This is a genomic window from Streptomyces sp. NBC_00354 (assembly GCF_036106915.1).
Taxonomy (GTDB): Bacteria; Actinomycetota; Actinomycetes; order Streptomycetales; family Streptomycetaceae; genus Streptomyces.
Window position 1 is genome coordinate 2,368,938 of sequence record NZ_CP107983.1, and the last position, 25,060, is coordinate 2,393,997.

Below are 25,060 nucleotides of genomic sequence, written 5' to 3' on the forward strand. Positions count from 1 at the left end.
AGGACAGCCATGCTCACGGCAGACCCAGCCGCCGCATCGACCATCAGCAGTTCACCGCAACGCCGGGCCCCGCTGCCCTCGCTCACCGGCCTCAGGTTCGTGGCCGCCATGCTCGTGTTCCTCACCCACAGCACGATGCTCCACAACGTCCTGAGCTTCACGGAGCCGGTGAACTTCTTCGCCGATCAGGGCGTCGCGAAGGCGGTGGCCGACTTCTGCGAGAAGGCCGGCGCCATCGGCGTTTCGTTCTTCTTCGTGCTCAGCGGCTTCGTCCTGACGTGGTCGGCCACGCCGGGAGACCGGATCACGAGCTTCTGGCGGCGTCGCGCGCTGAAGATCTACCCGAACCACATCGTGACCTGGGTGCTGGCGATGGTGCTGTTCACCGCGGCCACCCCGATGCACGCCTGGCTGCCGAACCTCTTCATGGTGCACACGTTCACACCGCAGCCGGAGGTCTTCGGGAGCCTCAACCCCGTGGCCTGGTCGCTCTGTTCCGAGCTGCTGTTCTACGCACTGTTCCCGCTGCTCATCATTCCGGTGCGGAAGATCGCCGAGCGGAGGCTGTGGCTGTGGGCCTCCGGCATGGTCGCCGGTGTGATGGCCGTGGCCGCGGCGACGAAGTACGTCCGGGGCGGCCTCGACCTCGGCTACGAGCTGTCGCTCAACCAGTTCTGGTTCTCCTACTCGTTCCCCCCGCCGCGCCTCTTCGAGTTCGTGCTGGGCATGATCCTGGCCCGCATCGTCGCCGCGAACCTCTGGCCGCGCATCGGCCTGCTGCCCTCGGCGCTCCTCTTCGCAGGCGGCTACTGGCTCGCCAACCACGTCCCGGCCCCGTACTTCTTCAGCGCTTGCACGATCATCCCGGTCGGCATGATCATCTGCGCCGGGGCCTCGTCGGACCTGCGGGGCAAGGGCGGCTGGCTCACCAGCCCGACCATGGTGCGGCTGGGCGAGATCTCCTTCGCCTTCTACATCCTTCAGGGCGTGGTGATCTTCTACGGCCGCTCCAAGTTGCTGGGAGGCCGCACCTTCGACTTCATCCCCGCCGTCGGGCTGGAGATCGCCCTGTTCCTCGCGAACCTGCTGGCCGCCTGGCTGCTGTACAGCCTGGTGGAGCAGCCGGTGATGCGCCGCTGGAGCCGCAGCAAGAAGGAGAAGCAGTCCGGCGAACAGCAGGCCTCGCAGGACGCGCGCGGAAAGACGACGCAGAGCAGGCCCTTGGTCTCGGATTCCGTGCTGGTCCGCGAAGCCGGCTGAAAGACCCCGGACACACAGCCCGCCGCCGCCTCGGGAAGGCGCCAGCCCCTGGCTGGTCCGCTTCCCGAGGCGGCGGCGGGTTTCCGTCAGGGCCGAACGGCCGGATCGACGGGTTGGCCGCTGTGCGCCGATGCGTAGGCCGCTTGGACGATCCGCAGCGTACGCACCCCTGCTGCGCCGTCCGGACCGGCTCCCCGTCCCGTGCCGACGGCGGCGATGAACGCGCCGAGCATGGCCGCGTCCGCGTCGGACCCGCCGGGTTCCCACCGTTCACCGCCGGCGGCGGAGTCGAATCCGCCGAGCAGCCGCGGGCGGGCGTTGAACTCCAGGCTCCCCTGGTCGCCGATGAAGGTCATCCTGGGTCCGTCTGTTGCCGCCTGGTCCGCCGACACGCTCCAACTGCAGTCGATGGCCGCGACCGTCCCGCTCGGATAGCGAACGGTGACGAGTGCCGCGCTCTCGACGCCCGGCTCCGCGCCGAGGACGCTGTTCGTCTGCGCGTACACCTGCTCCGCAGGCTCTCCGCCGAGCACCGCGTCCACCATGTCGAGCAGGAAGGCCGCGTTGGCAGCCAGCGCTCCGCCCTCGGCCGGTTCCCGGGGCGCCCGTTCGGGGTGCGACAGGGTCGGCCCCGGGCTGTTGTACACACCGTGAAGGGTCGTCAGCCGACCGATGGCGTCACCGTCGGCGAGCTCCTTGCGCACGGCGTCGAACGCCGGACTGAAGCACACCGGGGAGGCGAGAGTCAGCCGTACACCCGCGTCCTCGCAGGCGCGCACCATGGCCCGGGCATCCGCTTCGTCGGTCGCCATCGGCTGCTCGCACAGCACGTGTGCCCCGATCCCGGCCGCCCGCTCGACCAGTTCCCGACGGCGGGCGGTCTCGCTCGTCACCACCACGGCCTCGGGGCGCAGCGCGAAGACCTCGTCCCAGCTGCCGGCGTACGTTGCGTCGAGCTGCCGGGCCACGGCCTCACCGCGAGCCGGATCATCCGGCGAGCCGTCAGGGTCTGCGATGATCACGTCGACGCCGGGCATGCCGTGCAACAGCCGGGCGTACGTGGCGGCGCGCTCGTGGGCGAACGACAACACAGCGACCTTCATGCGGCCCCCTTCACGGGCAGTTCCACGGCACGGCCTGTCCATGCGGACTCGGCCGCCGCCTGGGTGATGCGGACGGCGGCCAGCGCGTCCCGAGGTCCCAGACGCGGCTCGGGACCGCCCATGAATGCCTGAGCGAACTCGCGGATCTCGGAGGAGAACGGCGTCTCGCCGAAGTGCGCGAAGTTCCCCGCCTTGGCGCCGTATCCCTGGATCTCCTGAGGCCACTCGGAGTCGTACTGCACCGTCCCGCCCGTACCCGAGACGTGGTACGTGACGCGAACGGGTGGCTGCGGCGTCGCGGTCCACCGGCTCACGATCTGGCTGAGCGCGCCACTGGCGTGGGTGAGGACGACGGTTCCGACCGCGACGGCCCCCTGGGGTGCCGGTGCGGCGATCTCGCCCTGGTACTGGGCGTGCACCCGCACGACGTCCCCGAAGATCCAATAGGCGATGTCGACTCCGTGCATCATCTGATCGGTCAGGATCCCGCCCGACTGCGCGGACGCGTGGCCGGTCCAGGGCCGCGGGTGGTAGGCGGCCACGGTGAACCGGGCGACCGCGCCGGCGCCCACGCGGCCGGCTGCCACCAGGTCGTGCAGCCGGGAGTACGCCGAAACGAAACGTATGTCGTGGGCAGGGTAGAGCCGCACGCCGGCCTGCTCCGCCGCGTCGACGATCTCCTCGGCCTCTGCAGTGCTGGCCGCCAACGGCTTCTCGCACACCACGTCCACACCCGCGGCAATGGCGGCCATGGCTATGGCGTGGTGACTGCCCGTCGGGGCACAGATGTCCACGGCATCCGCACCGTCCAGCGCCTCGGCCAGGGATCCGACGGCCTTGACGCCGAATTCGCGGGCCAGGTCCGCGGCCCGGTCGTCCGTGGAATAGATGCGAACGGACGCCCCGGCATCGACCCACGCGTCCAGATGTATACGTGCTATCAGTCCTGCGCCGATCAGCGCTACCTCAAGCTGTTGCACGGCATCCCCAGCCCTTCTTCCGTGTTGTCCTCACAGGCGGGCGCGACCAAGGGAGCGGTGCTCTCCGGCCGGACTCGGGCCGGCTCGTACGCCTCCTGGCATGTCTCCTCGAAGACGGGCTTCCGACCGCGAAGCGAGGTCCTTCGGATGGAGTGCCGATGCGGACGGCCGGCGGAAGAGTCACTCCTGGCCCGGCTTCCGCCGCCCTGCGCGTCTGAGGTCTGATCAGTCTCGCCCGAACCGATCGTCGGGGGCATCACCAACGTGGGTAGTCTCAGCAGGTGTCGTCCCCGCGTACGAGGTGATCGCCGAGCCGGAGCCGCTGCCGCCGGCTCGGCGTCGTCCTCCCGGACCCGCCGGGGTCAGCTCACCGTCTCCGACACGGTGATGGCGCGAACGGGGCAGGCCCGGGCCGCCTCCCGCACCAGTGCGCTGTGACCGCCGTCGCGGCCCGGCAGGAGGGTGCTGAATCCGTCGTCGTCCTGGGTGAACACGTCCGGAGCGACCAGGGCGCACTGGCCCGCGCCGATGCAGACGTCCTTCTCGATGTCGATATGCATGTCCGTCGCCCCTCTCACCAGGTCACGGGGAGTTCCACCATCCCCTGGACGGTCTGACCCAGCTTGAAGGGGATCTCGTCGGCCGGAGCGGCCAGGCGCAGCGCGGGCAGGCGGTCGATGAGGGTGCCCAGAGCGATCTCCAGCTGGGCGCGGGCAAGGTTCTGGCCGAGACACTGGTGGATGCCGAAGCCGAAGCCGATGTGGTGGCGGGACGGACGGTGCCAGTCGAGGTTGTCCGGTTCGGGGTAGGCGCTCTCGTCGCGGTTGACCACGGAGGCTGCGAAGACCACGCCGTCGCCTGCCCGGATCGTGGTCCCGGCCACGTCGATGTCCTCGACCGCCACGCGCAGCACCGTGTCCGCGATCGACAGCACTCGCACCAGCTCCTCCACCGCGGCGGGCAGCAGCGTGGAGTCGCCTCGCAACTCGGCCAGCTGCTCGGGGTGTTGGAGCAGCGTGTAGACACCGAGCGAGATCATGTTGGCGACCGTGTCGTGGCCGGCGCCCAGCAGGACGTGCGCAAGAGCGATCAGGCCCTCGCGGTCGAAGGAGCCCTCCGCCTCCTGGCGCTGCACGAGGTCGTCGAGCAGGCCGGTGCCGGGTTCCTTGCGCTTGCGGTCGATCAACTCGCCGAAGTACGCCTCGAGCTGGTTGAGGGCGTCCATCACATCGGTGGCCTCAGGGCCGCGCACCAGCCGCAGCGACTGCGTCTCGAAGAAGTCGTGGTCGGCGTAGGGCACTCCGAGCACGGCGCACATCACCATGGAGGGCACGGGCAGCGCGAATGCGCTCACCAGTTCCGCGGTCGACCCCTGCGCGATCATCGCGTCGATCCGCTCGTCCACGATCTCCTGGATCCGCGGGCGCAGCGCGACGGCTCGCGGGAGCGTGAACTCACCGATGATGGCGCGCCGTTGGGTCCGGTGCTCGGGGTCGTCGACGCCGAACAGCGGGAACTTGCGGTCGCCCATGTCGACGAAGTACGGCGTGAGGAAGGGGAAGCCGGGGCGGCTGGGGTCGGACGACAGGCGCTGGTCGGCCAGCAGTTCGCGGGCGACCGCGTGCCCGGTGACCGCCCAGACCTCACGGCCGTCGAAAAGGGTGATCCGCGACAGCGGCCGGGTCGTACGCAGCGAGTCGTAGGCGGCAGGAGGCCGGTAGGGGCAGGTCCGGTCCTGAGGGAAGGCGAGGGGTGCGTTCGTGTCCGTCATCGAAGACCTCGTAAATGAAGGGTGCATCTTGCAGATATTCATTAGATGACAGGCGTCTACGGAACGACGTGAAGTTCGAGTGAGGTTGGAGCTGGCCTGAAGCCTCCCTGCCGCGGCACGGATCGGCCTGGCGTGACGCCGGCCGTGGTAACCGAAGGCGAAGGCGAAGAACGGCGGCAGGCTCCACAGAGCGGGGGCACTGCCGCCGGTACCGCGCCGTCTCGCCCCGGGTCACATGGGACGGTCGTCGAAATGGTGCACGACGATCCAGTAGTCGTCGTCCTCCTCGGTAAGGGCGCACAGCCGTCGGCCGTCCGGGGACATCGCGATGACCATGGAGCCGGCCCCGGGCACGAGGGCGGCGGAGAGCGCGGTGTGCGCGGTGCGGCGCACCCGGACCCAGTCGCGATCGGCCCCCCGGACCAGGAAGCAGCCCTCGTCGTCGATGACGGCAGCGGCCCGCGCGTGCTCCAGCCACAGCCTGTCGGCCTCCTGCAGCGCCCCCGGATCCGTGCGCGCCACGGTGGCCTGCGGGGCCACCTCGACGTTGACGACGGCCTTGAAGGCCCGCGCGTACGAAGGCAGCCCCTCGGCGACGCCCTGGGCCACGACCTCCAGCCCGGCCTTCGCCAACTGCGGCGCCGGCGCGTTCCCGCTCTGTTCGTCTGTCATCCTCAGCCGCCGTTCTCGTAGAACAGGTGATGGTCGCCGCCTTCTTTGTTGATCTTGGCGTAGCGTTCCATCTCCTTGTAATTACTGTTGTCCCAACCGAAGTTGACGAACTGACCCCCGTCGGGCCGCTCACCCATGGCCTTCGGCATGCCCGCATGGAAGTGCGGGCCCGCCGGGTCGTGGGTGTGCTCCACGACGACGCGGGAACCCCCGCCGTTTTTCAGCTCGTACTGCCAGAACGTACCCAGGTGGGAGGCATTGTCGGAGTAGGTGTAGCCCTCGACGTGCTTGAGGCTGATGTCGTCGGTGACCTTCCAGGTGGCCCACAGGTCGTCCACCTCGGGGTCCACCCCGGCCAGCTTGTGCGCGGCCTGCCGGGCCTCCTCCCTGGTCTTGAACGGGTTGCTCTTCTCGCCCTTGGGCGGGCAGCCGTCCGGGGCCAGTCCCAGCGGGTCGGCCCAGGTGTGCGGGTTGACGACGTACGTCGAAGGGTTCGGCGCGGGGGCCAGTCCCAGCGGGTCGGGGCTGAGGTAGCGGGCCGTCAGCGGGTCGTAGTGGCGGAAGACGTTGTAGTGCAGACCCGATTCCGGGTCGAAGTACTGACCCGGGAACCGCAGCGGGGTGTAGGCCGTCGCGTCCCGGTTCCAGGTGGTGCTGCCCCAGAGGGTGGAGCGGGTGCGCCAGGCGACGGTGCCCCGCTCGTCGACCAGTTCCGTCGGGGTGCCGACCAGATCCGTGACGATCGCGAAGAACCGCTGGTCGACCTCGCCCTGGTCGGCCGTGCGGATGCGTTCGGTCTGCGCCAGCGGATGCAGGCCGCGGTGCTCCCAGGTGAGGGTCACTTCCCGGGCCGAGCCGGCCGTGCGCGTCGTCTGCTCGCACAGGGTCGAGCCGTCCCAGGTGAACAGCACCTCCTCGGCGACCTCGCCGGCCTCTGTCAGCCGCTGCTTGGCCGTGCGCCGGCCCAGTTCGTCGTACCGGTAGCGCCAACGGGTTCCGTCCGGCGTCCGCACGGCGACCAGCCGGTCCTGGACGTCCCACTCGTAACGCCAGGTGTCGGGCTTGCGCGAGAGCCGGGGCTGCTGACGCAGGACGACGCGTCCCAGCGCGTCGTACTCATAGGTGACCCGGCCCGCCCGGGTCAGCCGCGTCCCCTCGTAGGAGCGGACCCCGGTGGCGGACTCGCCGCCCGGGTGGGACTCGGGCCAGGACGCCGAGGTCTGGTTGCCCGCCTCGTCGTACGCGTAGCGCTCGGTCCACTGCGCGGCCCGCACGGCGGTGACCCGTCCGGCCGGGTCCAGCTCGAACCGCCGTGGGCCGGCGTGCACGTCGTCGATCCCGGTGAGGGATCCGTCGGGGCGGTAGGAGTACCCGCGGCGCTGGATCAGCCTGCCGTCGTGACCGGTGACGGTCTGGTCCGCCAACCGGCCCCGGTCATCCCAGGTGCTGGAGAGGTTGAGCTGGTCACCGATCCGCCGCACGAGCTCGCGGCCTGCCGTGTCGTACTCGAAGGTGATCGTGCGACCCGAGGCTGTCATCTCGCGGCAGTGGCCGGCCTCGTCGAAGTTCCAGGAACTCACGGATCCCGCCGGGGTGGTGCGCCCGGTACGGCGGCCCAGCTCGTCGTAGGCGTACGTCAGCGTGCGCCCGTCGACCGTCTCCGAGCGCAGCCGGCCGGCGCTGTCGCGCAGCCGGGTCAGCGTGCCGTGCGGCCCCGCCGCATGGGCGAGCTTCCCGAACACGTCGTACTCCAGGGTGGTGACCGCCCCCTCGCACTCCCTGCGGACGATCTGCCCGAGCTCGTTGCGGTGGTAGACGGCCTGCCCGAGGGCGTTGGTCCGGCTCAGCAGCACACCCGCCGCGTCGTAGGCGTACGCCACGGTCCGGCCGTCGAAGTCGGTCTCGGCGATCAGCCGGCCCGCCGGGTCGTAGGTGTACGACCAGTGCAGGCCCTGGGGATTGGTGACCCGGGTGAGCTGGAGGTCGGCGTCGTGTTCGAAGGCGTGGCGCACCCCGTCGGGCCCGGTGCGTGCCACCAGGAGGTCGAAGTCGCCGTACTCGTAGGACGTGACCCCGCCCAGGGCATCGGTGTGGCGGACGCAGTTGCCCTCGCCGTCGTACTCCCAGGACTGCTCGGTGCCGTCCGGTTCGGTACGGCGCAGCAGGCGGCCCTCGGTACTCCAGGCCAGGCGGGCGGTGTTGCCGAGCGGGTCCGTGACGGAGACGGGGCGTCCGAAGGCGTCGCGTCGGTAGCGGGTCACGGCTCCCAGCGGGTCGGTGATCTCCAGCGGCAGTCCGGAGCGGTCGCAGCGGATGGAGGTGGTGCGGCCGAGGGCGTCGGTCAGCGAAGCCAGGTTGCCGCGCTCGTCGTAGGTGAAGGTGGTCGCGCTGCGGGCGCTGTCCGTCGCGGAGGTGATGTTGCCGCGCTCGTCGTAGGTGCGCCGGACCGTCGTGCCGTCGTGGCGGGTGAGGTGGGTCGGGCCGCCCTGATCGCCGTACCGGGCGGTCGCCTCGCGGCCGTCCGGCCGGATCAAGGAGACCAGCCGGCCGTCCTCGTCGTACGCCATGCGGCTGGTGCGGCCGAGCGGATCCGTCCGGGAGACCAGTCGGTTGAACCGGTCGTAGGCGAAGCGGGTGGCGGAGCCGGTGGCGTCGAACTCGGCGACGATCTGGGCCCGCTCGTTGACCTGGTACCGGCGTCGGTGTCCGAGGGCGTTCACGACGGTGGTGACGCTGTCGCCGTACTCGAACCGGGCGTTGAGGTGCCCGTTGGTGCCGGACTGGGCGACGCAGCGGTCGCGGTCGTCGTAGGCGTAGTCGAAGTGGCGGTCGTTGGTGTCGGTCCAGGAGATGATCCGGCCGTGGTCGTCGTAGCCGAACCGGAAGGGGCGGCCGCAGGAGTTGGTGACCTCGCTGAGGTGGCCGTCGGCGTAGCCGTAGCGCAGGATCTCGGTCCCGTCCGCCAGGGCGAGCCGGGAGATCCTGCCCTCGGCGGTGGTCAGTTTCAGATGGTAGCCACCGCTGTGGACCACCTCCTGAGGGGTGCCGGCCTCGTCGTGGACGAAGGAGACGTGGTTGCCGTTGCGGTCGTCGATCTGCACCAGGAGGGCCAGCTCGTCGCTGTGGACGGCGAAGTGCCACACACGGCCGGTGCGGGGGTCGGTGATGCGGTAACCGCGCCCGTCGGCGTCCCGGGAGAGCGGCCAGCGGTGGCCGTGCGTGGGCTGGACGGGGACGCCGGGCGCCGGGTGCGGGTAGGCCAGGACGCTGGAGTCCTCCCGCAGAAAGACGATGCCCTCGGCGTCGATCTCCAGCCGCTGGTCGATGGTGCTGGCCCAGGCCGGGCCGAACCACCGGCCCGCGCGGTAGGAGGACTCGAAGGTCCGCTCGAAGAGGAGCGGCAGGGTGCCGGGCAGGGCCACGTCGGTCTGGGTGAGGATCATGCGGCCGGTCGCGACGTCGACCGGGTCCTCCTCGCACACCTTGTCCTTGGACGAGTCGCGGGAGGGTCCGTCCGGGCCGTCCTTGTCGAGGTGCCTGCGACCGGGGCCCGGGAGGTCGTCAGCGTGCTTGGCGATCGACGCCGTCTTCTTCAGGGCGCCGAGGCCCTTGGTGCCGACGAGTTCGGGGAGGAGCTTGCCGATGCCCTCGCTGGGGTCCTTCATGAACTCGTCGAGCATCTGCTTGCCCGCGCCCATGGGGTCGTTGACCGCCACGGCCAGGCCTGCGACCGTCGAATTGAGGCTGGTCAGGTACTCGGCGGGGTGGGTCAGGTTGTAGGGGTCCATCGGGTTGACCGCGCGGACGAAGTTGACCAGGCCCGCCGTGCCCTTGACCACGCCGCCGGCGAGGTGGGTCTCGGCGAGCTCGAGGTAGTCCATGCCGTCTTTGAGCTGCTCGGCGTACGAGGGCTTGGGCGGGGCGGCGTCGCGGGCCGCGCGGACCGCCGTACGGGCCGTCTCCGCGACCTCGTTGCGCTGGGTGCGCGCGGTCTGGAGCTTGTCGTCGGCCGCCTTGAACAGCGGATCGGCGGGGTCGGTGAAGTCGTCGGCCGGCCGCGGCGGCAGCGTGTCCTTCTCCGCCTTCACCGCGGCCTTGTAGTCGGTGATCGACTTGTTGTAGGCGGTGCGCGCGTCCTGCGAGGCCTTCTTGGCCTTGTTGTACTCCTCCAGGGCCTCCTTGGCCTGGCCCTGCGCCCACTCGACGGTCTCCGCGAAGCGGCCCATCGCGTCCGCGGCCTTGCCGAAGGCCTCCGCCGCCTCGAACCAGCGCGGCGGCTCCTTGGCTATCGCCTCCCGGAACGCGTTCGCCGACGCGCCCTTCAGGCCATCGCCCTCCAGACCCTTCAGACCGTTGCCGACCATGGTGAAGGAGGCTTTGAAGTCGTTCAGGTGCGAGACCTGGGCGCGGATCTTCGACACGCTGCCGTAGACCAGCTTGTTCGGGTCCTCGGTCTGCCCGAGCTCCAGCTCGGAGACATCCGCGCCGAGCTGGTTGGCAGCGGAACGGCTCTTGTCGCGGACCCAGTCACCCGCCTCGTCGAGGCCGACTTCCTCCGCCACGTCGGCGACCTTGTCGCCGGTCCACTCGATCGCATCGCCGACGTCCTCGGCCCGGTCCTCGACCCAGTCCTCCGCCGAGTCCGGTACGAAGTCCCGCCAGCCCATCAGTTACCGCCCCCGTCGGCCTGGTCCAGCAGGTCCTTGATCGAGCCGATCTTCCCGCTGGAGGTCAGCTTGTCGCCCGTGTCCGACCAGGTCTGCTTGATGTCCTGCCGGCTCTTCTCGAAGGACTCCGCGCTGTAGTCCGGCTTGTAGACGTCCGCCCGCCAGATGTCGTCCCAGCTCTTCTGCTCGATCTCGTCCTCGCTCGCGTGCGGATTGCCGTACGCGGCGTTCGCGACGACCTTGAAGGCCCCCTGGAGGTACTGCTCTTCCTCCCACACCGTGCCCGCCGCGATGCCGAGGTTCCCGGCGAGGGTGCTGGCGTTCTGTACGAGACTGCGCACGCCCCACTCCCAGCGCTCGCAGAAGTCCTCGAAGTCGGTGGACAGACCCATGTGTCCGGCCTCCATCCCCGTCATCGACAAGTCACTGAAACCGGCGCCCTGGGAGGCACCGGCCGCATCCCCCGACTCGCGCAACTCGGCGATGGCCTTGCGAAGACCGTCCTGGATGTTCTTGACGGCTGCCGGCGAGACCTCGAGGTCCCCGTCGCCGGCCATCAGACGGCTTCCGCACGGTCGGGCCCGGCGTCCACGGCGTACGCGTCCGCAACGATCCCCACGACCGGCGGGAACAGCATCGAACCGCCCTCATCCGCCACATCGACGGCTACCCCGGTCGGACCGTCGACCGTGGGAATCACCGCGTCGACGAGACGGGCACCCAGGATCGAGAGGTAGTCCCACTCATGGACCCCGGCACCGCGCTGCACGGCGAAACGCGCCAGCGCCTCCTCGTCCGTGAACGCGTAGATCCAGCGGACACCGCCCTGCCACCCGGACATCAGACCGCCGTCATCGCCCCCGGACAGCGGCACGAGCAGCGCAGTGCGGCGGAATTCACCCAGCAAACGACCCGAATGCCCAGATCCGCCCCGCATGGCGGCTATCTCCTCAGCCAGTCCCATCATGTCCCCTGTCCCCGATGGCAGTCAGCAGTCCCCGATTCGCACACGTTACTAAGAGGAACGCAGGGTTCAAACGGTTCCACCCCGGCCGATGGCCTGCCCCCGCCAGGAGGCCTGCCATCGGTTCGGTGCCGGGCGCGCCGCTGCGACCAGCGGGTCAGGCGTGGTTGACGGGGAGGACGTCCGGGGAGAGGGCACCGGCGTGGGCCGAGGCCGAGGTCATCCGCTTGCGGTGGTGGCGGCGGCAGAGGACCTCGTAGCCGATCTCCTCCGGGGAACGGTTGACGTCGCCGACGACGACCTGCTCGCCCTCCACGACCATCTCACCACCCACCGTGCGGGCGTTGTGCGTGGCACGGGCCCCGCACCAGCACATCGCCTCGACCTGGAGGGTCTCCAGCCGGTCGGCCAGCTCGATCAGCCGCTGCGAGCCCGGGAACAGCTTGGTACGGAAGTCTGTCGTGATACCGAAGGCGAAGACGTCCAGATCGAGGTCGTCCACCACCCGCGCCAGCTGGTCGATCTGCTCGGGCGCCAGGAACTGCGCCTCGTCCACGATCACGTAGTCAACCCGGTCGCCCTTGGACATCTGCCCCACCAGGTACCCGTAGAGATCCAGGCCGGGGGCCGCCTCGACCGCCTCCGTCACCAGTCCCAGGCGCGAGGAGAGCTTGCCCTGCCCCGCCCGGTCGTCCCGGGTGAAGATCACGCCTTGGAGCCCACGAGCGGACCGGTTGTGGCCGATCTGGAGAGCCAGAGTGCTCTTTCCGCAGTCCATCGTTCCGGAGAAGAACACCAGCTCGGGCATGGGAAGTACGGGACCTTTCGGGTCGTGGGCGGCAGGCAGGGGCGGAGGAGGAAGGGGTCGGTCAGGTGCGGATCTCGAGCAGCGGGACGAGCTGCTCGGCGGCGGTCATGGAGCCGTGCATGCCGACGAGGGCGGACTCGTTGGGCTCCTTGCGCGAGGCGGTGATGGCCACATCGGCCTGGGCGGCCGCGACCACGTCGCCGATCCGGCCGAGCACGCGCTCGTCGCACTCCCCCGGCGCGCCGAACCAGCCCAGCTCCAGGGCTTCTTCACGGCTCGCGATCCAGAACCGGTCGCCCAGCACCTCGCGCCACACCGTCAGGACGTCGGCCTCCGCGCCCGGTACGGCGTACACGTGCCGGGCCCGGCCCTCGCCGCCGAGCAGGGCCACGCCGGCGCCCAGCTCCCAGTCCTCGTCGAAGTCGATCCGGGAGTCCTCGTCGAAGGGGACGTCCACCATGCCGTGGTCGGCGGTCACGTACAGCGCGGTGCGCGGCGGGAGTTGCTCGGCGAGCCGCTGCACCAGCCGGTCGACGTACATCAGCTGGCCGCGCCAGGCGTCGGAGTTCACGCCGTGCCGGTGGCCGGCCCCGTCGAGCTCGCTGAAGTACGTGTACACCAGGGAGCGGTCGCCGGCCGCGAGGCGCTCGGCCGCGAGGTCCATCCGCTCCTCGCCGGTCATCCGGCCGAGGAAGGTGCCGCCGCTCAGCGCGATCTTGGTGAGCGGGGTGGTCTGGAAGGCGGGCGAGGACACCTGGGCCGTGGCCACCCCCGCCTTGTCGGCCTGCTGGAAGACGGTCGGGTACGGCTGCCAGGGCTTCGGCTGGGTCCAGGGGTACCAGCGGAGCTGGTTCATGAGTTCGCCGGTGGCCGGATTGCGCACGGCGTAGCCGGGCAGGCCGTGCCGCGCGGGCGGCAGGCCGGTGCCTACGGAGGCCAGCGAGGTGGCGGTGGTCGCCGGGAAGCCTGCCGTTATCGGCCGGCCGGTGCCGCCGCGCGAGCTGCCGAGGAGCGAGGTCAGGTACGGGGCCTCGTCCGGGTGGGCCTTGATCTGCTCCCAGCCCATGCCGTCGACCAGGAACACGCAGTTCCGGTCGGCCGGGGTCAGCTCGGCGATGGCGGCGGTGAACCCGGGGACGCCCTGGCCGGCCACGAGGGTCGGCAGCAGGTCGGCGAGCGAGCCGGTGCCGTACTCCGGCACGGGGGCGCCGGCCAGGTCCAGCAGCTCCGGCTCGTCCCAGTTCGACGGTGCGGAGTAGGCCATCAGCGGGCGGAGGTGGAGGTGGCTGCCGTTGCCTCGCTGAGGGCCTGCGCGAAGACGAGGGTCTGGCGGACCGCCTCCGGGCCGTCGCCGGCCTCGCTCACGCGCAGGCTGAGGTCGTCGGCGGTGGAGTTGCCGGTGTAGCCGTGGTCGGAGTCGCAGTTCGGGTCGCCGCAGGCGGCGGGCTCCAGGTCGATCCGCGAGACCGCGCCCCAGCCGATGGTCAGGACGACCTCGCGGGGCAGGGTGCCGGGGGTGTACGACTCGGGGTTGGCGACGACGCGGCTGAGCACCACGGAGGAGATCGCGCCGATCTTGACCGACTCGGTCGAGGTGGTCGCGTACGGGGACGGGGACCCGGCGTCGGCGGCCTGCTCGTCGGTGTGGCTCACGATGAAGCGGTTGCCGGTCAGGACCAGGACGGTGACGTGCCGGCGCACCTCGTTGGAGTCGAAGGTCGTCTCCTGGTGGACCAGGTACGACGAGATCGGCTCGCCGCCCACCGCGGCCTCCACGGCCTCGGCCACGAGGGCCGGGTAGTAGCCGCTGCGCTCGATCGCCGTGCGCAGCCCCTGGGTCGTCGTACCGGATTTCGCCATGGGGTCCATCCTAAGGCCCGTACGGGGCACCCCGGGCGCCCAAGGGCCTGCCTTCCGGACCGGGCCCTCGGACCGGCTCAATAGCTGGGGAGTGTCCGGGGGCCGAGATCGGTGCGGGCGGGCGGGTGGGCCACCCGGACCGTGGCGCTGAGCACGGAGAGGCCCTCCGTGGCGACGACGACGGGCTCGAGGGTGACTCCCACCACTTCGGGGTGGTCGTCCACGAGCCGGGACAGCCGGAGCAGGAGCTCCTCGAGGGCCGGGGTGTCGACGGGGTCGCTGCCGCGCCAGCCGAAGAGGAGGGGAGCGGTCCGGATGGACCGGATCAGCCCGGCGGCGTCCCGCTCGGTGGCCGGGACGAGCCGGTGGGCGGTGTCGCCGAGCAGCTCGGAAGCGACGCCGGCGAGCCCGAAGGACAGGACGGCGCCGGCCGCGGGGTCGATGACGGACCTCACGACGGTGTCGACCCCGCGGGGCACCATGGCCTGGACGACGGGGAGCAGCTCGCCGGGCGTCCCGAGGAGGTCGGTGAGCTCCTCGTACGAACGGCGCAGATCGGCCTCGCCTCCGAGGTCGAGGCGTACGCCGCCGAGGTCCGCGCGGTGGCGCAGGTGCGGGGCGGTGGTCTTGAGGGCGACCGGGTAGCCGAGGGCCCGGGCGGCCCTGACCGCGTCGTCCGCGGTGGGCGCGGGCAGGGTGGGGAGCACCCGGATCCCGTACCGGGCGAGCAGTGCGACGGCGTCGGCCTCGGTGAGGGTGAGGACGGCGTCGCCGGCATCGGCCAGGAGGCCGGCGAGCTGGGCGGCGGCTCCGGCCTCGTCGATGTCCTCGTACTCGGGCACCTGCCCGGCCTCGGCGTTGGCCCGCCGCCACTGCCCGTACCGGACGGCCTCGGCGACGGCCCGTACCGCCCTCTCGGCTGCCGGATACGCCGGAATCCGCACGTCCGTTCCGGCCCCGCCGGCGTTCGAGGCACGGAGGCGGGGGGACAGGGCCCCCGGAAGCGGCGCCGCACCCAGGCCCGCCGGGGAGAGGGCGTCGACGAGCTCCGCCAGCTCCACGTGGACTACGGCCACCGGCTTGCCGGGATGCCCGGCCACCGCACCCCGAAGGGCCTCGGCCAGGTCGTCCTGCGGCTCCTGCTCGTTCACCCACGGAATCACGGTGACGATCACCGCATCGTTCTCGGCGGAGGCCAGCGCCGTGCCCAGCGCCTCCCGGAAGTCCTCCGGCGTCGCCGCCGTGGTCAGGTCCAGCGGGGCCCCCGGCCGCAGCCTCTGCGTGAGGCAGGCGTCGTAGGTGAGGACACCCAGCGACTCCGAGTTCCCGAGGATCGCCACGCGCGGCCCGGCCGGCAGCGGCTGCGAGGCCAGCAGCAGCCCGACGTCCACCAGCTCCGTCACGGTGTCGACGCGGATCACCCCGGCCTGCCGGAGCAGCGCCGAGACCGTGGCGTCCGGGAGCCTGGTCCCCGGGACCACGTGCCCGGCCGGGGTGTGGCGGCCGCCCTTCGCGACGACCACCGGCTTCACGGCTGCCGTCCGCCGCGCGAGCCGCGTGAACTTCCGCGGGTTGCCCAGGGTTTCGAGGTACATCAGCGCGACGTCGGTGGCCTCGTCCTCGTACCAGTACTGCAGGATGTCGTTGCCGGAGACGTCCGCCCGGTTGCCCGCCGAGACGAAGGACGACAGGCCCTCGCCGCGCCGCAGCAGTGCGGAGAGCAGCGAGATGCCGATCGCCCCGGACTGGGTGAACAGCCCGATGCGGCCCCGGATCGGCGCGGGCGCCGGGGTCAGGGAGGCGTTGAGTCCGACCTCCGGCGCGGTGTTGATCACGCCGTACGCGTTCGGCCCGATCAGCCGCATCCCGTACGAGCGCACCTGGCGCACCAGTTCGCGCTGCCGGTCGAGCCCGGCGGCGCCGCTCTCCCCGTAGCCGGCGGAAAGCACCACCAGCCCCTGCACCCCGTGCTCCCCGCACGCGGCCACGGCCTCGGGGACGCGCTCGGCGGGGATCGCGATCACCGCGAGGTCGACCGGGGAGTCGATGTCGCCGAGCGCGCGGTAGGCCCGTACGCCGTCCAGCAGGTCGGTGGTGACGGCCTCGTTCACGGCGTACAGGTGGCCTTGGAAGCCGCCGTCGCGCAGGTTCCGCAGGGCCGCCGCGCCGACTCCCCCGCCGGAGCGGCTGACTCCGATCACCGCCACCGAACCGGGGGCCAGCAGCCGCTGCACGGAGCGGGCCTCGGCGCGCTGCTCGCGGGCGCGCTGCACGGCCAGGGACTCTGCGGTGGGTTCGAGGTCGAGGGTGAGGTGGACGGAGCCGTCCTCGAAGCTGCGCTTCTGCTGGTAGCCGACGTCGGTGAAGACCTTGATCATCTTGCTGTTGGCGGGCAGCACCTCGGCCGCGAACCGGCGGATGCCCCGCTCCCGGGCGACCGCGCCGATGTGTTCGAGGAGGGCAGAGGCGACCCCGCGGCCCTGATGGGCGTCCTGGACGAGGAAGGCCACCTCCGCCTCGTCGGCGGGGGCGGAGGCGGGCCGGCCGTCGGGGCCGATCCGGTCGTAGCGGACGGTGCCGATGAACTCCTCGCCGATGGTCGCCGCGAGGCCGACCCGGTCCACGTAGTCGTGGTGCGTGAAGCGGTGCACGTCGCGGTCGGACAGCCGGGGGTAGGGCGCGAAGAAGCGGTAGTACTTCGACTCGTCGGAGACCTGCTCGTAGAAGCTGACCAGCCGGCCCGCGTCCTCCGTGGTGATGGGCCTGATCCGGGCGGTGCCGCCGTCGCGCAGGACGACGTCCGCTTCCCAGTGGGCCGGGTACGAGGGGTCCGACGCGGTGGTCATGCGGCGATCTTAAGGCCAGGACAGGCCGGACAGCCCCTGCGCGGCGCGCGAGGCAAGTAGGGGCAAATGAGTGCAAGCTGGGGTAGGTCGAACGGCGGAGGATCCGGGCCGAAGGTCGGTCGGAGCATTCGAGGCGTCGTGAGAGACTGGTCTAGACAACCGTAAGAACCCTGAAGGGCATCACCATGGCAGAGCGCCGCGTCAACGTCGGCTGGGCCGAGGGCCTGCACGCTCGTCCCGCCTCGATCTTCGTCCGCGCGACGACCGCTTCCGGCGTCCCGGTGACCATCTCGAAGGCCGACGGGAACCCCGTCAACGCCGCGTCCATGCTCGCGGTGCTGGGCCTGGGTGCCCAGGGCGGCGAGGAGATCATCCTCGCGTCCGACGCCGAGGGCGCCGAGGCGGCGCTGGACCGCCTCGCGAAGCTGGTCGCCGAGGGTCTCGAGGAGCTCCCCGAGACCGTCTGACCCTTCGGGTTCGCCCCGGGCATGTGACGAAGCCGCGGCCGCCGGAATTCCGGATGCCGCGGCTTCGCCGTTTTCAGGAATTCCATCGTCCGCGCCGGGCGAGCGCGAATGCACTGCCAATGTGCCGTGAATTAGGCCGCCGCTCCACATTAATACGCGCTATTTGTTAATGCGGACCGCTCGCCATGTTTACGGGATGTTGCGAAGTCCTCACGCGCAGACGGTGCGCCCCGGCCGCCCGGTCCGCGTGGATCGCCGTGAGCGCCCGCGCCCGCTCGGCGTCCCCGCGCGCCAGCGCGTCCACGATCGCCCCGTGCTCCGCCCAGGACTCCACGGGCCGGGCCGGCGCCTCCACGGCGTACATCCACGCGATCTTGTGCCGCATCTGCGTGAGCAGCGCGATCAGCCCGGGGCTGCCGGAGGCCTGGGCGAGCGTCTCGTGGAACCAGCCTCCCAGGGACCGCAGATCCTCCCCTTGACCCCGCCTGGCCCGCTCCTGGCCCAGCCTGACCAGCCCGCGCAGCACCTTGAGGTGGGCCTCGGTCCGCCGGCGGGCGGCCCGGGCCGCTGCCAGCGGCTCGATCAGCATCCGCAGTTCCAGGAGGTCGGCCGCCTCCTGCTCGGTGGGCTCGGCAACGCAGGCACCCGCATGCCGCCGGGTGGTGACGAAGCCCTCGGACTCCAGGGTCCGCAGCGCCTCACGGACCGGGACGCGGGAGACCCCGTACCGGCGGGCCAGCAGCTCCTCGGTCAGCCGGCCGCCCGGCTCGAAGACTCCGGAGACGATGTCGTCGCGGATTGCCGTGCATACCGCGTGCGCAGGAATACGCAAGTCCGGACCTCCGCCTATTTCCGACTGTCGACGCCATTGCCGCGACCGTGCTGGGATCGTACTGGGACTCTATTGCAACACGCGATGTTTTCCGAGCGCAGACGGAAATCGCGAATATTTACAGCCACAATGCGGCCGCTTGCGGCCACAACGCGAAGGCCCCGGCTCGGGGAGCCGGGGCCTTCGGTGAAGTGCTGCGGGTCAGACGTCGACGCCGTGGTTGCGCAGGTACGCGACCGGGTCGATGTCCGAGCCGTACTGGGAGCCGGTGCGGGCCTCGAAGTGCAGGTGCGGGCCGCTGGAGTTGCCGGTGGAGCCCGACAGGCCGATCTGCTGGCCCGGGGTGACCTGCTCGCCGACGGAGACGCTCAGCGAGGTCATGTGGCCGTACTGGGTGTAGGTGCCGTCGTTGTGCTTGATGACGACGTTGTTGCCGTACGCCCCGCCCCAGCCGGCCTCGACCACGGTGCCGGAGCCCACCGCGTGCACCGAGGTGCCGGAGGCCGCGTGGAAGTCGATGCCGGTGTGGCTGCCGGAGGACCACATGCCGCCGCCCGCGTGCCACTGGGTGCTGATGTAGGAGCCGTCGACGGGGGCGACGAAGGTGTTGAGGCGCTTGCGCTCCTCCTCGCGGGCGGCGCGCTCGGCGGCCTCGCGCTCGGCCTTCGCCTTCTCCTCGGCCTTCTGCTTGGCCTCGGCGGCGCGCGCCGCAGCGTCGGCCTCCGCCTTCGCCTTGGCGGCCGCGGCTTCTGCCGCGTGCTCCTGGGCCTCGGCCTGGGCCTCGATCTGGACGGGAAGGTCCTCGGCCGTCACGACGGCGTTCAGGCCGGTGTCCTCCATGGAGGGGGCCTTGTCCGACGCGGCGAACGCCGGGCCTGCGAGGGAGCCGACGACACCGGTGGTGGCGAGGGCGGCGATGCCGGCGTAGCCGGCGGTCTTGCGGCTCAGACGACTGGAACCACGGTGCTTACCGGCGGCACGACTGCCAAACGCCATGAAGGGGCTGATCCTTTCCTTCCTTCTCGCCTACCGGGTTAGCTGACGGGTTCGGAGCAGGAAGGTCTCCTACGGGCCCCCTCTGACGAGGCGGTCCGATTCACCCCAGGGACACATGTGGGTCCCCGGCTCCCCAGGCTCGCGCCTGACGGGGACTCGGCGATCGCTGCCCGGTGCCGCGGATGCGGCGCGTACAACTGACGGACAGCACGGCCGACGCTAGGCGGATCATCAGTCAATCGCCAAACAGACACGCCTTTTTGTTGCGTACGCCACACCGCATACAAGCAACCTCTCCACTAAACAGACAAAAGGGGCTCCGGTGGACAAGCCGCTGGAGCCCCTTGGGATGTCCGTCAGTTGGTGACGACGGTGACCTCACCGATCCCGAGCGCCCGCACCGGCGCCTCGATCTGCGAGGCGTCGCCCACCAGCACGGTGACCAGGCGGTCCACCGGGAAGGCGGCCAGGACGGCCGACGTCGCCTCCACCGTGCCCGTTTGGGCCAGCTGCGCGTACAACCGGGCCTGGTAGTCGTCCGGGAGCTCCTGCTCGACCTGGTCGGCGAGCGTGCCGGCGACGGCCGCGGCCGTCTCGAACTTCAGCGGGGCCACGCCCACCAAGTTCTGCACCGCCACGTCCCGTTCGGCGTCGGTCAGGCCGCCCTCCGCGAGGGTGCGGAGCACCTTCCAGAGGTCGTCGAGCGCCGGGCCCGTGTTGGGGGTGTCCACGGAGCCGCTGATGGCGAGCATCGAGGCGCCCTTGCCGTCGGCGGTGGAGCGCAGCACCTGGCCGAAGGAGCGCACGCCGTACGTGTACCCCTTCTCCTCGCGCAGCACCTTGTCCAGTCGCGAGGTGAGGGTGCCGCCCAGGCAGTACGTGCCGAGCACCTGCGCCGCCCAGACCCGGTCGTGCCGGTCCGGCCCGATCCGGCCGATGAGCAGCTGCGTCTGGACCGCGCCGGGCCGGTCCACGATGACCACGCGGCCGCTGTCGTCGGCGGTCACCGGCGGCACCGGGAGCGCCGCGGCGGTGTTGCCGGTCCAGGTGCCCAGGGTGTCGGCCAGTACGGCGTCCAGGTCGATGCCGGTCAGGTCGCCGACGACCACCGCGGTGGCGGTGGCGGGGCGTACGTGGGCCTCGAAGAAGGCACGCACGGCCGCGGAGTCGATCCGGGCGACCGTCTCCTCCGTGCCCTGGCGCGGGCGGGACATCCGCAAGGTGGCCGGGAAGAGCTCCTTGGAGAGCTGCTTGGCGGCGCGGCGCTGCGGGTTGGCCAGCTCGTGCGGGATCTCGTCGAGCCGGTTGCGCACCAGCCGGTCGACCTCGCTGTCGGCGAAGGCGGGCGCGCGCAGCGCCTCGGCGAGCAGGCCCAGCGCCTTGGCCAGCCGGGAGGCCGGGACCTCCAGGGAGACGCGCACGCCCGGGTGGTCGGCGTGCGCGTCGAGCGTGGCGCCGCAGCGCTCCAGCTCGGCCGCGAACTCCTCGGCGGAGTGCTTGTCGGTGCCCTCGGACAGCGCGCGGGCCATGATGGTCGCCACGCCGTCCAGGCCCTGGGGCTCGGCGTCGAGCGGCGCGGCGAGGTTGACCTCGACGGCGACGACCTGCTGGCCGGGGCGGTGGCAGCGCAGCAGGGTCAGCCCGTTGGACAGCGAGCCCCGCTCGGGGGCCGGGAAGGCCCAGGGCCGGGCCTGGCCGGCCTGCGGCTGCGGGTGGAAGGTCATCGTGACGGCTGCGGTGTCGCTCACTGCTCCGCCCCCTCGTTCTCGTCGTTCTCGTCGGCCCCGTCGGCCTCTGCCGGGAGCGGCTCGTACACCAGCACCGCGCGGTTGTCGGGGCGCAGTCGGGCCGCGGCCACGGCCTGCACCTCCTCGGCGGTGATGTCGAGGACCCGCTGGACGGCGCTGAGCGCCAGCTGCGGGTCGCCGAACAGTACGGCGAAGCGGCAGAGTTCGTCGGCGCGGCCGGCCACCGTGCTCAGCCGGTCCAGCCACTCGCGCTCCAGCTGCGCCTGGGCGCGCTCCATCTCCTCGGCCGTCGGGCCCTCGGCGGCGAACCGCGCGAGCTCCTCGTCGACGGCCGCCTCGATGTCGGGCACCTCGACCCCGCTGGAGGTCTTCACGTCCAGCCAGCCGAGCGAGGGCGCGCCGGCGAGCCGCAACATGCCGAAGCCGGCCGCGACCGCCGTCTGGTCGCGGCGTACCAGGCGGTTGTGCAGCCGGGAGGACTCGCCGCCGCCCAGGACGGTCAGCGCCACGTCGGCGGCGTCGCACTCGCGGGTGCCGTCGTGCGGGAGCCGGTAGGCGGCCATCAGCGCGCGGGCCGGAACCTCCTCGACGATCTCCTCGCGCAGCTCCCGGCCCATGATCTCGGGCAGCGTGCCGTCGCGCGGCGGCTGCTTGCCGTCGTGCCCGGGGATGGTGCCGAAGTACTTCTCGACCCAGGCGAGCGTCTGCTGGGGGTCGATGTCACCGACGACCGACAGCACCGCGTTGTTGGGCGCGTAGTTCGTACGGAAGAAGGCGCGGGCGTCCTCCAGGGAGGCCGCGTCCAGGTCGGCCATGGAGCCGATCGGCGTGTGGTGGTACGGGTGGCCCTCGGGGTACGCCAGGGCGGTCAGCTTCTCGAAGGCCGTGCCGTACGGGACGTTGTCGTACCGCTGGCGGCGTTCGTTCTTGACGACGTCGCGCTGGTTCTCCATGGACTCGTCGTCCAGGGCGGCGAGCAGCGAGCCCATCCGGTCCGCCTCGAGCCAGAGCGCAAGCTCCAGCTGGTGGGCCGGCATGGTCTCGAAGTAGTTGGTGCGCTCGAAGCTGGTCGTGCCGTTGAGCGAACCCCCGGCACCCTGGACGAGCTCGAAGTGGCCGTTGCCGGGTACGCTCGCCGAGCCCTGGAACATCAGGTGCTCGAAGAGGTGAGCCAGACCGGTTCGCCCCTTGACTTCATGGCGCGAGCCGACGTCGTACCAGAGGCAGACCGCGGCGACCGGGGTCAGGTGATCCTCGGAGAGCACCACGCGCAGGCCGTTGGCCAGCCTGTGCTCGGTCGCTGTGAGGCCGCCGGAGCCGGCCTGGGCTGTGGCCGTGTGACCCATGGGCATGTGGTCCCTTCGATCGCGATGCAGAGATTTCCGTCAGACCTGCCACTGTATGCAAGCGCGTCGGGGACCGGAGAAGTTCCCGGCTCAGACCTGGGTCGGAGTCGGCGTTGTCGGTGCCTCGGGCCACAATGGTCCGCGACAACCCCCGTCAGCCCCTCTCGCACCACCCGCCAGACCACCCGCAAGACCCCCAGCACACCTTCTTTCTTGGTTAAGGAGCCGCGCAGCGATGGCCCGCCGCAGCACGAAGACCCCGCCGCCGGAGGATTTCGAGGAGAAGATCCTCGACATCGACGTCGTCGACGAAATGCAGGGCTCCTTCCTCGAGTACGCGTACTCGGTGATCTACTCCCGCGCCCTGCCCGACGCCCGCGACGGCATGAAGCCGGTACACCGGCGCATCGTCTACCAGATGAACGAGATGGGCCTGCGCCCCGACCGCGGCTACGTGAAGTGCGCCCGCGTCGTCGGCGAGGTCATGGGCAAGCTGCACCCGCACGGTGACGCGTCGATCTACGACGCGCTCGTGCGCATGGCCCAGCCCTTCTCGATGCGGCTGCCCCTGGTCGACGGCCACGGCAACTTCGGCTCGCTCGGCAACGACGACCCGCCGGCCGCGATGCGTTACACCGAGTGCAAGATGGCGGACGCCACGTCGCTGATGACGGAGTCGATCGACGAGGACACCGTCGACTTCACCGCCAACTACGACGGCCAGGAGCAGGAGCCGGTCGCGCTGCCCGCGGCGTACCCGAACCTGCTGGTGAACGGCGCCTCCGGGATCGCGGTCGGCATGGCCACCAACATGCCCCCGCACAACCTGGGCGAGGTCATCGCGGCCGCCCGCCACCTGATCCGCTACCCGCAGGCGGACCTGGAAGCGCTGATGCGCTTCGTGCCGGGTCCGGACCTGCCCACGGGCGGCCGGATCGTCGGCCTCTCGGGGATCAAGGACGCCTACGAGAACGGTCGCGGCACGTTCAAGATCCGCGCGACGGTCGCGGTGGAGAACGTGACGGCCCGCCGCAAGGGCCTGGTCGTCACCGAACTGCCCTTCACGGTCGGCCCCGAGAAGGTCATCGCGAAGATCAAGGACCTGGTCGGCTCGAAGAAGCTCCAGGGCATCGCGGACGTCAAGGACCTCACGGACCGCTCGCACGGCCTGCGCCTGGTCATCGAGATCAAGAACGGCTTCCACCCGGAGGCCGTGCTGGAGCAGCTCTACAAGCTGACGCCGATGGAGGAGTCCTTCGGCATCAACAACGTCGCGCTGGTCGACGGCCAGCCGCTGACGCTCGGCCTCAAGGAGCTGCTCGAGGTCTACCTCGACCACCGCTTCGAGGTCGTGCGCCGCCGCAGCGAGTTCCGCCGGACCAAGCGCCGCGACCGGCTGCACCTGGTCGAGGGCCTGCTGGTTGCCCTGATCGACATCGACGAGGTCATCCGGATCATCCGGGACAGCGACAACTCGGCGCAGGCGAAGCAGCGGCTCATCGAGCGCTTCTCGCTGAGCGAGATCCAGACCCAGTACATCCTGGACACCCCGCTGCGCCGGCTCACCCGCTTCGACCGGATCGAGCTGGAGTCCGAGCGCGACCGCCTCACCGGCGAGATCGACGAGCTGACCGGGATCCTCGAGTCCGACACGGAGCTGCGCAAGCTGGTCTCCACGGAACTGGCGGCGGTCGCGAAGAAGTTCGGCACCGAGCGCCGTACGGTCCTGCTGGAGTCGGCGGGGACGGCCGTCGCCGCGGTTCCGCTGGAGGTCGCGGACGACCCGTGCCGGGTCCTGCTGTCCTCCACGGGCCTGCTGGCGCGCACCGCCAACGGCGAGGCGCTGCCGGAGGAGGAGGGCGGCGCCCGCGCTAAGCACGACCTGATCGTCTCGCAGGTCGCCGCGACCGCCCGGGCCGATGTCGGCGTGGTCACCTCGTACGGGCGCCTGCTGCGGCTGTCGGTGATCGACCTGCCGCAGCTGCCGGACACCCACGCCGCGCCGAACCTGGCGGGCGGCGCCCCGGTCGGGGAGTTCCTCTCCGGGCTGGAGGCGGACGAGAAGGTGATCTGCCTGACCTCGCTGGACGAGTCCTCGCAGGGCCTGGCCCTGGGCACCGAGCAGGGCGTGGTCAAGCGGGTCGTGCCGGACTACCCGGCGAACAAGGACGAGCTGGAGGTCATCACCCTCAAGGAGGGCGACCGGATCGTCGGCGCGGTCGAACTGCGCACGGGCGAGGAGGACCTGGTCTTCCTCACCGACGACGCCCAGCTGCTGCGCTACCCCGCGGGCCAGGTGCGCCCGCAGGGCCGCCCGGCGGGCGGCATGGCGGGCATCAAGCTCGCCGAGAACGCCAAGGTGATCCACTTCTCGGCGATCGACCCGGCGCGCGACGCCGTGGTGTTCACGGTGGCGGGCTCGCAGGGGACGCTGGACGACTCGATGCTGTCCGGAAAGCTCACCCCGTTCGACCAGTACCCGCGCAAGGGCCGGGCCACCGGCGGCGTGCGCTGCCAGCGGTTCCTGAAGGGCGAGGACCTGCTGGTACTGGCCTGGGCCGGCAACGCACCGGTCCGCGCTGCCGCGGCGAACGGCAGCCCGGCCGAACTGCCGGCCGTGGACCCGCGCCGCGACGGCTCGGGTGCCGCGCTGCCCGCGGTCGTCGCCGCGCTGGCGGGGGGCGTGCTGTAGGACGTACGGCGGCGTTCGGGTGGTGCGACCGGGGGGACGTACCACCCG

The 25,060-nt window shown here is 71.1% G+C and carries 19 protein-coding genes and 1 riboswitch; of the genes, 3 read left to right on the plus strand and 16 right to left on the minus strand.

What is annotated here, in order from left to right; translation table 11 throughout:
* The first annotated feature begins 9 nt into the window (after positions 1–9).
* Entirely contained in the window at positions 10–1,260 is a 1,251-nt protein-coding gene (locus OHT74_RS10375; protein ID WP_328620107.1) for an acyltransferase family protein, read from the plus strand.
* A gap of 86 nt (positions 1,261–1,346) precedes the next feature.
* Here the strand turns inward: OHT74_RS10375 and OHT74_RS10380 are convergent, their stop codons facing one another.
* The 12 genes from OHT74_RS10380 to OHT74_RS10435 form a co-directional block, all read right to left on the minus strand.
* On the minus strand, positions 1,347–2,363 hold the full coding sequence (locus OHT74_RS10380) for a Gfo/Idh/MocA family protein (RefSeq protein WP_328620108.1): 1,017 nt from the start codon (positions 2,361–2,363) through the stop codon (positions 1,347–1,349).
* Positions 2,360–3,343, minus strand: a complete 984-nt coding sequence (locus OHT74_RS10385) for a Gfo/Idh/MocA family protein (protein WP_328620109.1) — start codon at positions 3,341–3,343, stop codon at positions 2,360–2,362. Before OHT74_RS10385 ends, OHT74_RS10380 begins: the two co-directional genes overlap by 4 nt.
* A 362-nt stretch (positions 3,344–3,705) precedes the next feature.
* The gene (locus OHT74_RS10390; RefSeq protein ID WP_266662938.1) at positions 3,706–3,903 is read right to left on the minus strand and encodes a ferredoxin; all 198 of its coding nucleotides are present in this window, start codon (positions 3,901–3,903) and stop codon (positions 3,706–3,708) included.
* 14 nt (positions 3,904–3,917) lie between these two features.
* Positions 3,918–5,114 (minus strand): cytochrome P450, encoded by a 1,197-nt coding sequence (locus OHT74_RS10395; RefSeq protein WP_328620110.1) that lies wholly within the window; start codon positions 5,112–5,114, stop codon positions 3,918–3,920.
* Positions 5,115–5,345: 231 nt separating this feature from the next.
* Positions 5,346–5,786 (minus strand): hypothetical protein, encoded by a 441-nt coding sequence (locus OHT74_RS10400; protein WP_266662942.1) that lies wholly within the window; start codon positions 5,784–5,786, stop codon positions 5,346–5,348.
* 2 nt (positions 5,787–5,788) lie between these two features.
* Positions 5,789–10,453: a putative T7SS-secreted protein gene (locus tag OHT74_RS10405; RefSeq protein WP_328620111.1), complete on the minus strand. Its 4,665-nt coding sequence runs from the start codon at positions 10,451–10,453 to the stop codon at positions 5,789–5,791.
* Entirely contained in the window at positions 10,453–11,010 is a 558-nt protein-coding gene (locus tag OHT74_RS10410; protein WP_266997382.1) for a hypothetical protein, read from the minus strand. The genes OHT74_RS10405 and OHT74_RS10410 overlap by 1 nt, the downstream gene beginning before the upstream one ends.
* Entirely contained in the window at positions 11,010–11,417 is a 408-nt protein-coding gene (locus OHT74_RS10415) for a hypothetical protein (RefSeq protein WP_328623293.1), read from the minus strand. Before OHT74_RS10415 ends, OHT74_RS10410 begins: the two co-directional genes overlap by 1 nt.
* Before the next feature lie 157 nt (positions 11,418–11,574).
* Positions 11,575–12,225 carry a thymidine kinase gene (locus OHT74_RS10420; RefSeq protein ID WP_328620112.1) on the minus strand — a complete coding sequence of 217 codons (651 nt, stop codon included), beginning with the start codon at positions 12,223–12,225 and terminating at the stop codon, positions 11,575–11,577.
* Between the two features lie 61 nt (positions 12,226–12,286).
* Complete coding sequence (locus OHT74_RS10425; RefSeq protein WP_266662962.1) at positions 12,287–13,489, minus strand: alkaline phosphatase family protein; 1,203 nt, start codon at positions 13,487–13,489, stop codon at positions 12,287–12,289.
* On the minus strand, positions 13,489–14,094 hold the full coding sequence (locus OHT74_RS10430) for a DUF5998 family protein (RefSeq protein ID WP_078864899.1): 606 nt from the start codon (positions 14,092–14,094) through the stop codon (positions 13,489–13,491). The genes OHT74_RS10425 and OHT74_RS10430 overlap by 1 nt, the downstream gene beginning before the upstream one ends.
* Positions 14,095–14,162: 68 nt before the next feature.
* Positions 14,163–16,931, minus strand: coding sequence for a bifunctional acetate--CoA ligase family protein/GNAT family N-acetyltransferase (locus OHT74_RS10435; RefSeq protein ID WP_328620113.1), 2,769 nt, complete (start codon positions 16,929–16,931; stop codon positions 14,163–14,165).
* A gap of 185 nt (positions 16,932–17,116) precedes the next feature.
* Between OHT74_RS10435 and OHT74_RS10440 the strand changes: the two genes are divergently transcribed.
* Positions 17,117–17,398 carry an HPr family phosphocarrier protein gene (locus tag OHT74_RS10440; RefSeq protein ID WP_266635998.1) on the plus strand — a complete coding sequence of 94 codons (282 nt, stop codon included), beginning with the start codon at positions 17,117–17,119 and terminating at the stop codon, positions 17,396–17,398.
* Between the two features lie 166 nt (positions 17,399–17,564).
* On the opposite strand, the gene OHT74_RS10445 is transcribed toward OHT74_RS10440, so the two are convergent.
* The 4 genes from OHT74_RS10445 to OHT74_RS10460 all read right to left on the minus strand — a co-directional run bounded on the left by OHT74_RS10445 (position 17,565) and on the right by OHT74_RS10460 (position 22,320).
* Positions 17,565–18,230 (minus strand): GntR family transcriptional regulator, encoded by a 666-nt coding sequence (locus OHT74_RS10445; protein ID WP_266997376.1) that lies wholly within the window; start codon positions 18,228–18,230, stop codon positions 17,565–17,567.
* 201 nt (positions 18,231–18,431) lie between these two features.
* A complete protein-coding gene (locus OHT74_RS10450; protein WP_266662969.1) occupies positions 18,432–19,226 on the minus strand; it encodes a M23 family metallopeptidase in 795 nt (264 codons plus the stop codon).
* Positions 19,227–19,239: 13 nt separating this feature from the next.
* A riboswitch (cyclic di-AMP (ydaO/yuaA leader) is annotated at positions 19,240–19,398 on the minus strand.
* A 184-nt stretch (positions 19,399–19,582) separates the two neighbouring features.
* On the minus strand, positions 19,583–20,950 hold the full coding sequence (locus OHT74_RS10455; protein WP_266672623.1) for a M16 family metallopeptidase: 1,368 nt from the start codon (positions 20,948–20,950) through the stop codon (positions 19,583–19,585).
* 20 nt (positions 20,951–20,970) lie between these two features.
* On the minus strand, positions 20,971–22,320 hold the full coding sequence (locus tag OHT74_RS10460; protein ID WP_266997374.1) for a M16 family metallopeptidase: 1,350 nt from the start codon (positions 22,318–22,320) through the stop codon (positions 20,971–20,973).
* A 235-nt stretch (positions 22,321–22,555) separates the two neighbouring features.
* Here OHT74_RS10460 and OHT74_RS10465 point away from each other — a divergent pair, with 235 nt between their 5' ends.
* Positions 22,556–25,012: a DNA gyrase/topoisomerase IV subunit A gene (locus tag OHT74_RS10465; RefSeq protein ID WP_266662973.1), complete on the plus strand. Its 2,457-nt coding sequence runs from the start codon at positions 22,556–22,558 to the stop codon at positions 25,010–25,012.
* Positions 25,013–25,060 lie beyond the last annotated feature (48 nt).

Excerpts from the sequence above, each read along its gene's own strand:
- OHT74_RS10415 (WP_328623293.1), bottom strand. The coding sequence starts at position 11,417 with ATGGGACTGGCTGAGGAGATAGCCGCCATGCGGGGCGGATCTGGGCAT.
- OHT74_RS10380 (WP_328620108.1), bottom strand. The coding sequence starts at position 2,363 with ATGAAGGTCGCTGTGTTGTCGTTCGCCCACGAGCGCGCCGCCACGTAC.
- OHT74_RS10430 (WP_078864899.1), bottom strand. The coding sequence starts at position 14,094 with ATGGACCCCATGGCGAAATCCGGTACGACGACCCAGGGGCTGCGCACG.
- OHT74_RS10450 (WP_266662969.1), bottom strand. The coding sequence starts at position 19,226 with ATGGCGTTTGGCAGTCGTGCCGCCGGTAAGCACCGTGGTTCCAGTCGT.
- OHT74_RS10440 (WP_266635998.1), top strand. The coding sequence starts at position 17,117 with ATGGCAGAGCGCCGCGTCAACGTCGGCTGGGCCGAGGGCCTGCACGCT.
- OHT74_RS10455 (WP_266672623.1), bottom strand. The coding sequence starts at position 20,950 with ATGACCTTCCACCCGCAGCCGCAGGCCGGCCAGGCCCGGCCCTGGGCC.
- OHT74_RS10465 (WP_266662973.1), top strand. The coding sequence starts at position 22,556 with ATGGCCCGCCGCAGCACGAAGACCCCGCCGCCGGAGGATTTCGAGGAG.
- OHT74_RS10405 (WP_328620111.1), bottom strand. The coding sequence starts at position 10,453 with ATGGGCTGGCGGGACTTCGTACCGGACTCGGCGGAGGACTGGGTCGAG.
- OHT74_RS10420 (WP_328620112.1), bottom strand. The coding sequence starts at position 12,225 with ATGCCCGAGCTGGTGTTCTTCTCCGGAACGATGGACTGCGGAAAGAGC.
- OHT74_RS10400 (WP_266662942.1), bottom strand. The coding sequence starts at position 5,786 with ATGACAGACGAACAGAGCGGGAACGCGCCGGCGCCGCAGTTGGCGAAG.
- OHT74_RS10375 (WP_328620107.1), top strand. The coding sequence starts at position 10 with ATGCTCACGGCAGACCCAGCCGCCGCATCGACCATCAGCAGTTCACCG.
- OHT74_RS10425 (WP_266662962.1), bottom strand. The coding sequence starts at position 13,489 with ATGGCCTACTCCGCACCGTCGAACTGGGACGAGCCGGAGCTGCTGGAC.
- OHT74_RS10395 (WP_328620110.1), bottom strand. The coding sequence starts at position 5,114 with ATGACGGACACGAACGCACCCCTCGCCTTCCCTCAGGACCGGACCTGC.
- OHT74_RS10390 (WP_266662938.1), bottom strand. The coding sequence starts at position 3,903 with ATGCATATCGACATCGAGAAGGACGTCTGCATCGGCGCGGGCCAGTGC.
- OHT74_RS10410 (WP_266997382.1), bottom strand. The coding sequence starts at position 11,010 with ATGGCCGGCGACGGGGACCTCGAGGTCTCGCCGGCAGCCGTCAAGAAC.
- OHT74_RS10435 (WP_328620113.1), bottom strand. The coding sequence starts at position 16,931 with ATGACCACCGCGTCGGACCCCTCGTACCCGGCCCACTGGGAAGCGGAC.
- OHT74_RS10460 (WP_266997374.1), bottom strand. The coding sequence starts at position 22,320 with ATGGGTCACACGGCCACAGCCCAGGCCGGCTCCGGCGGCCTCACAGCG.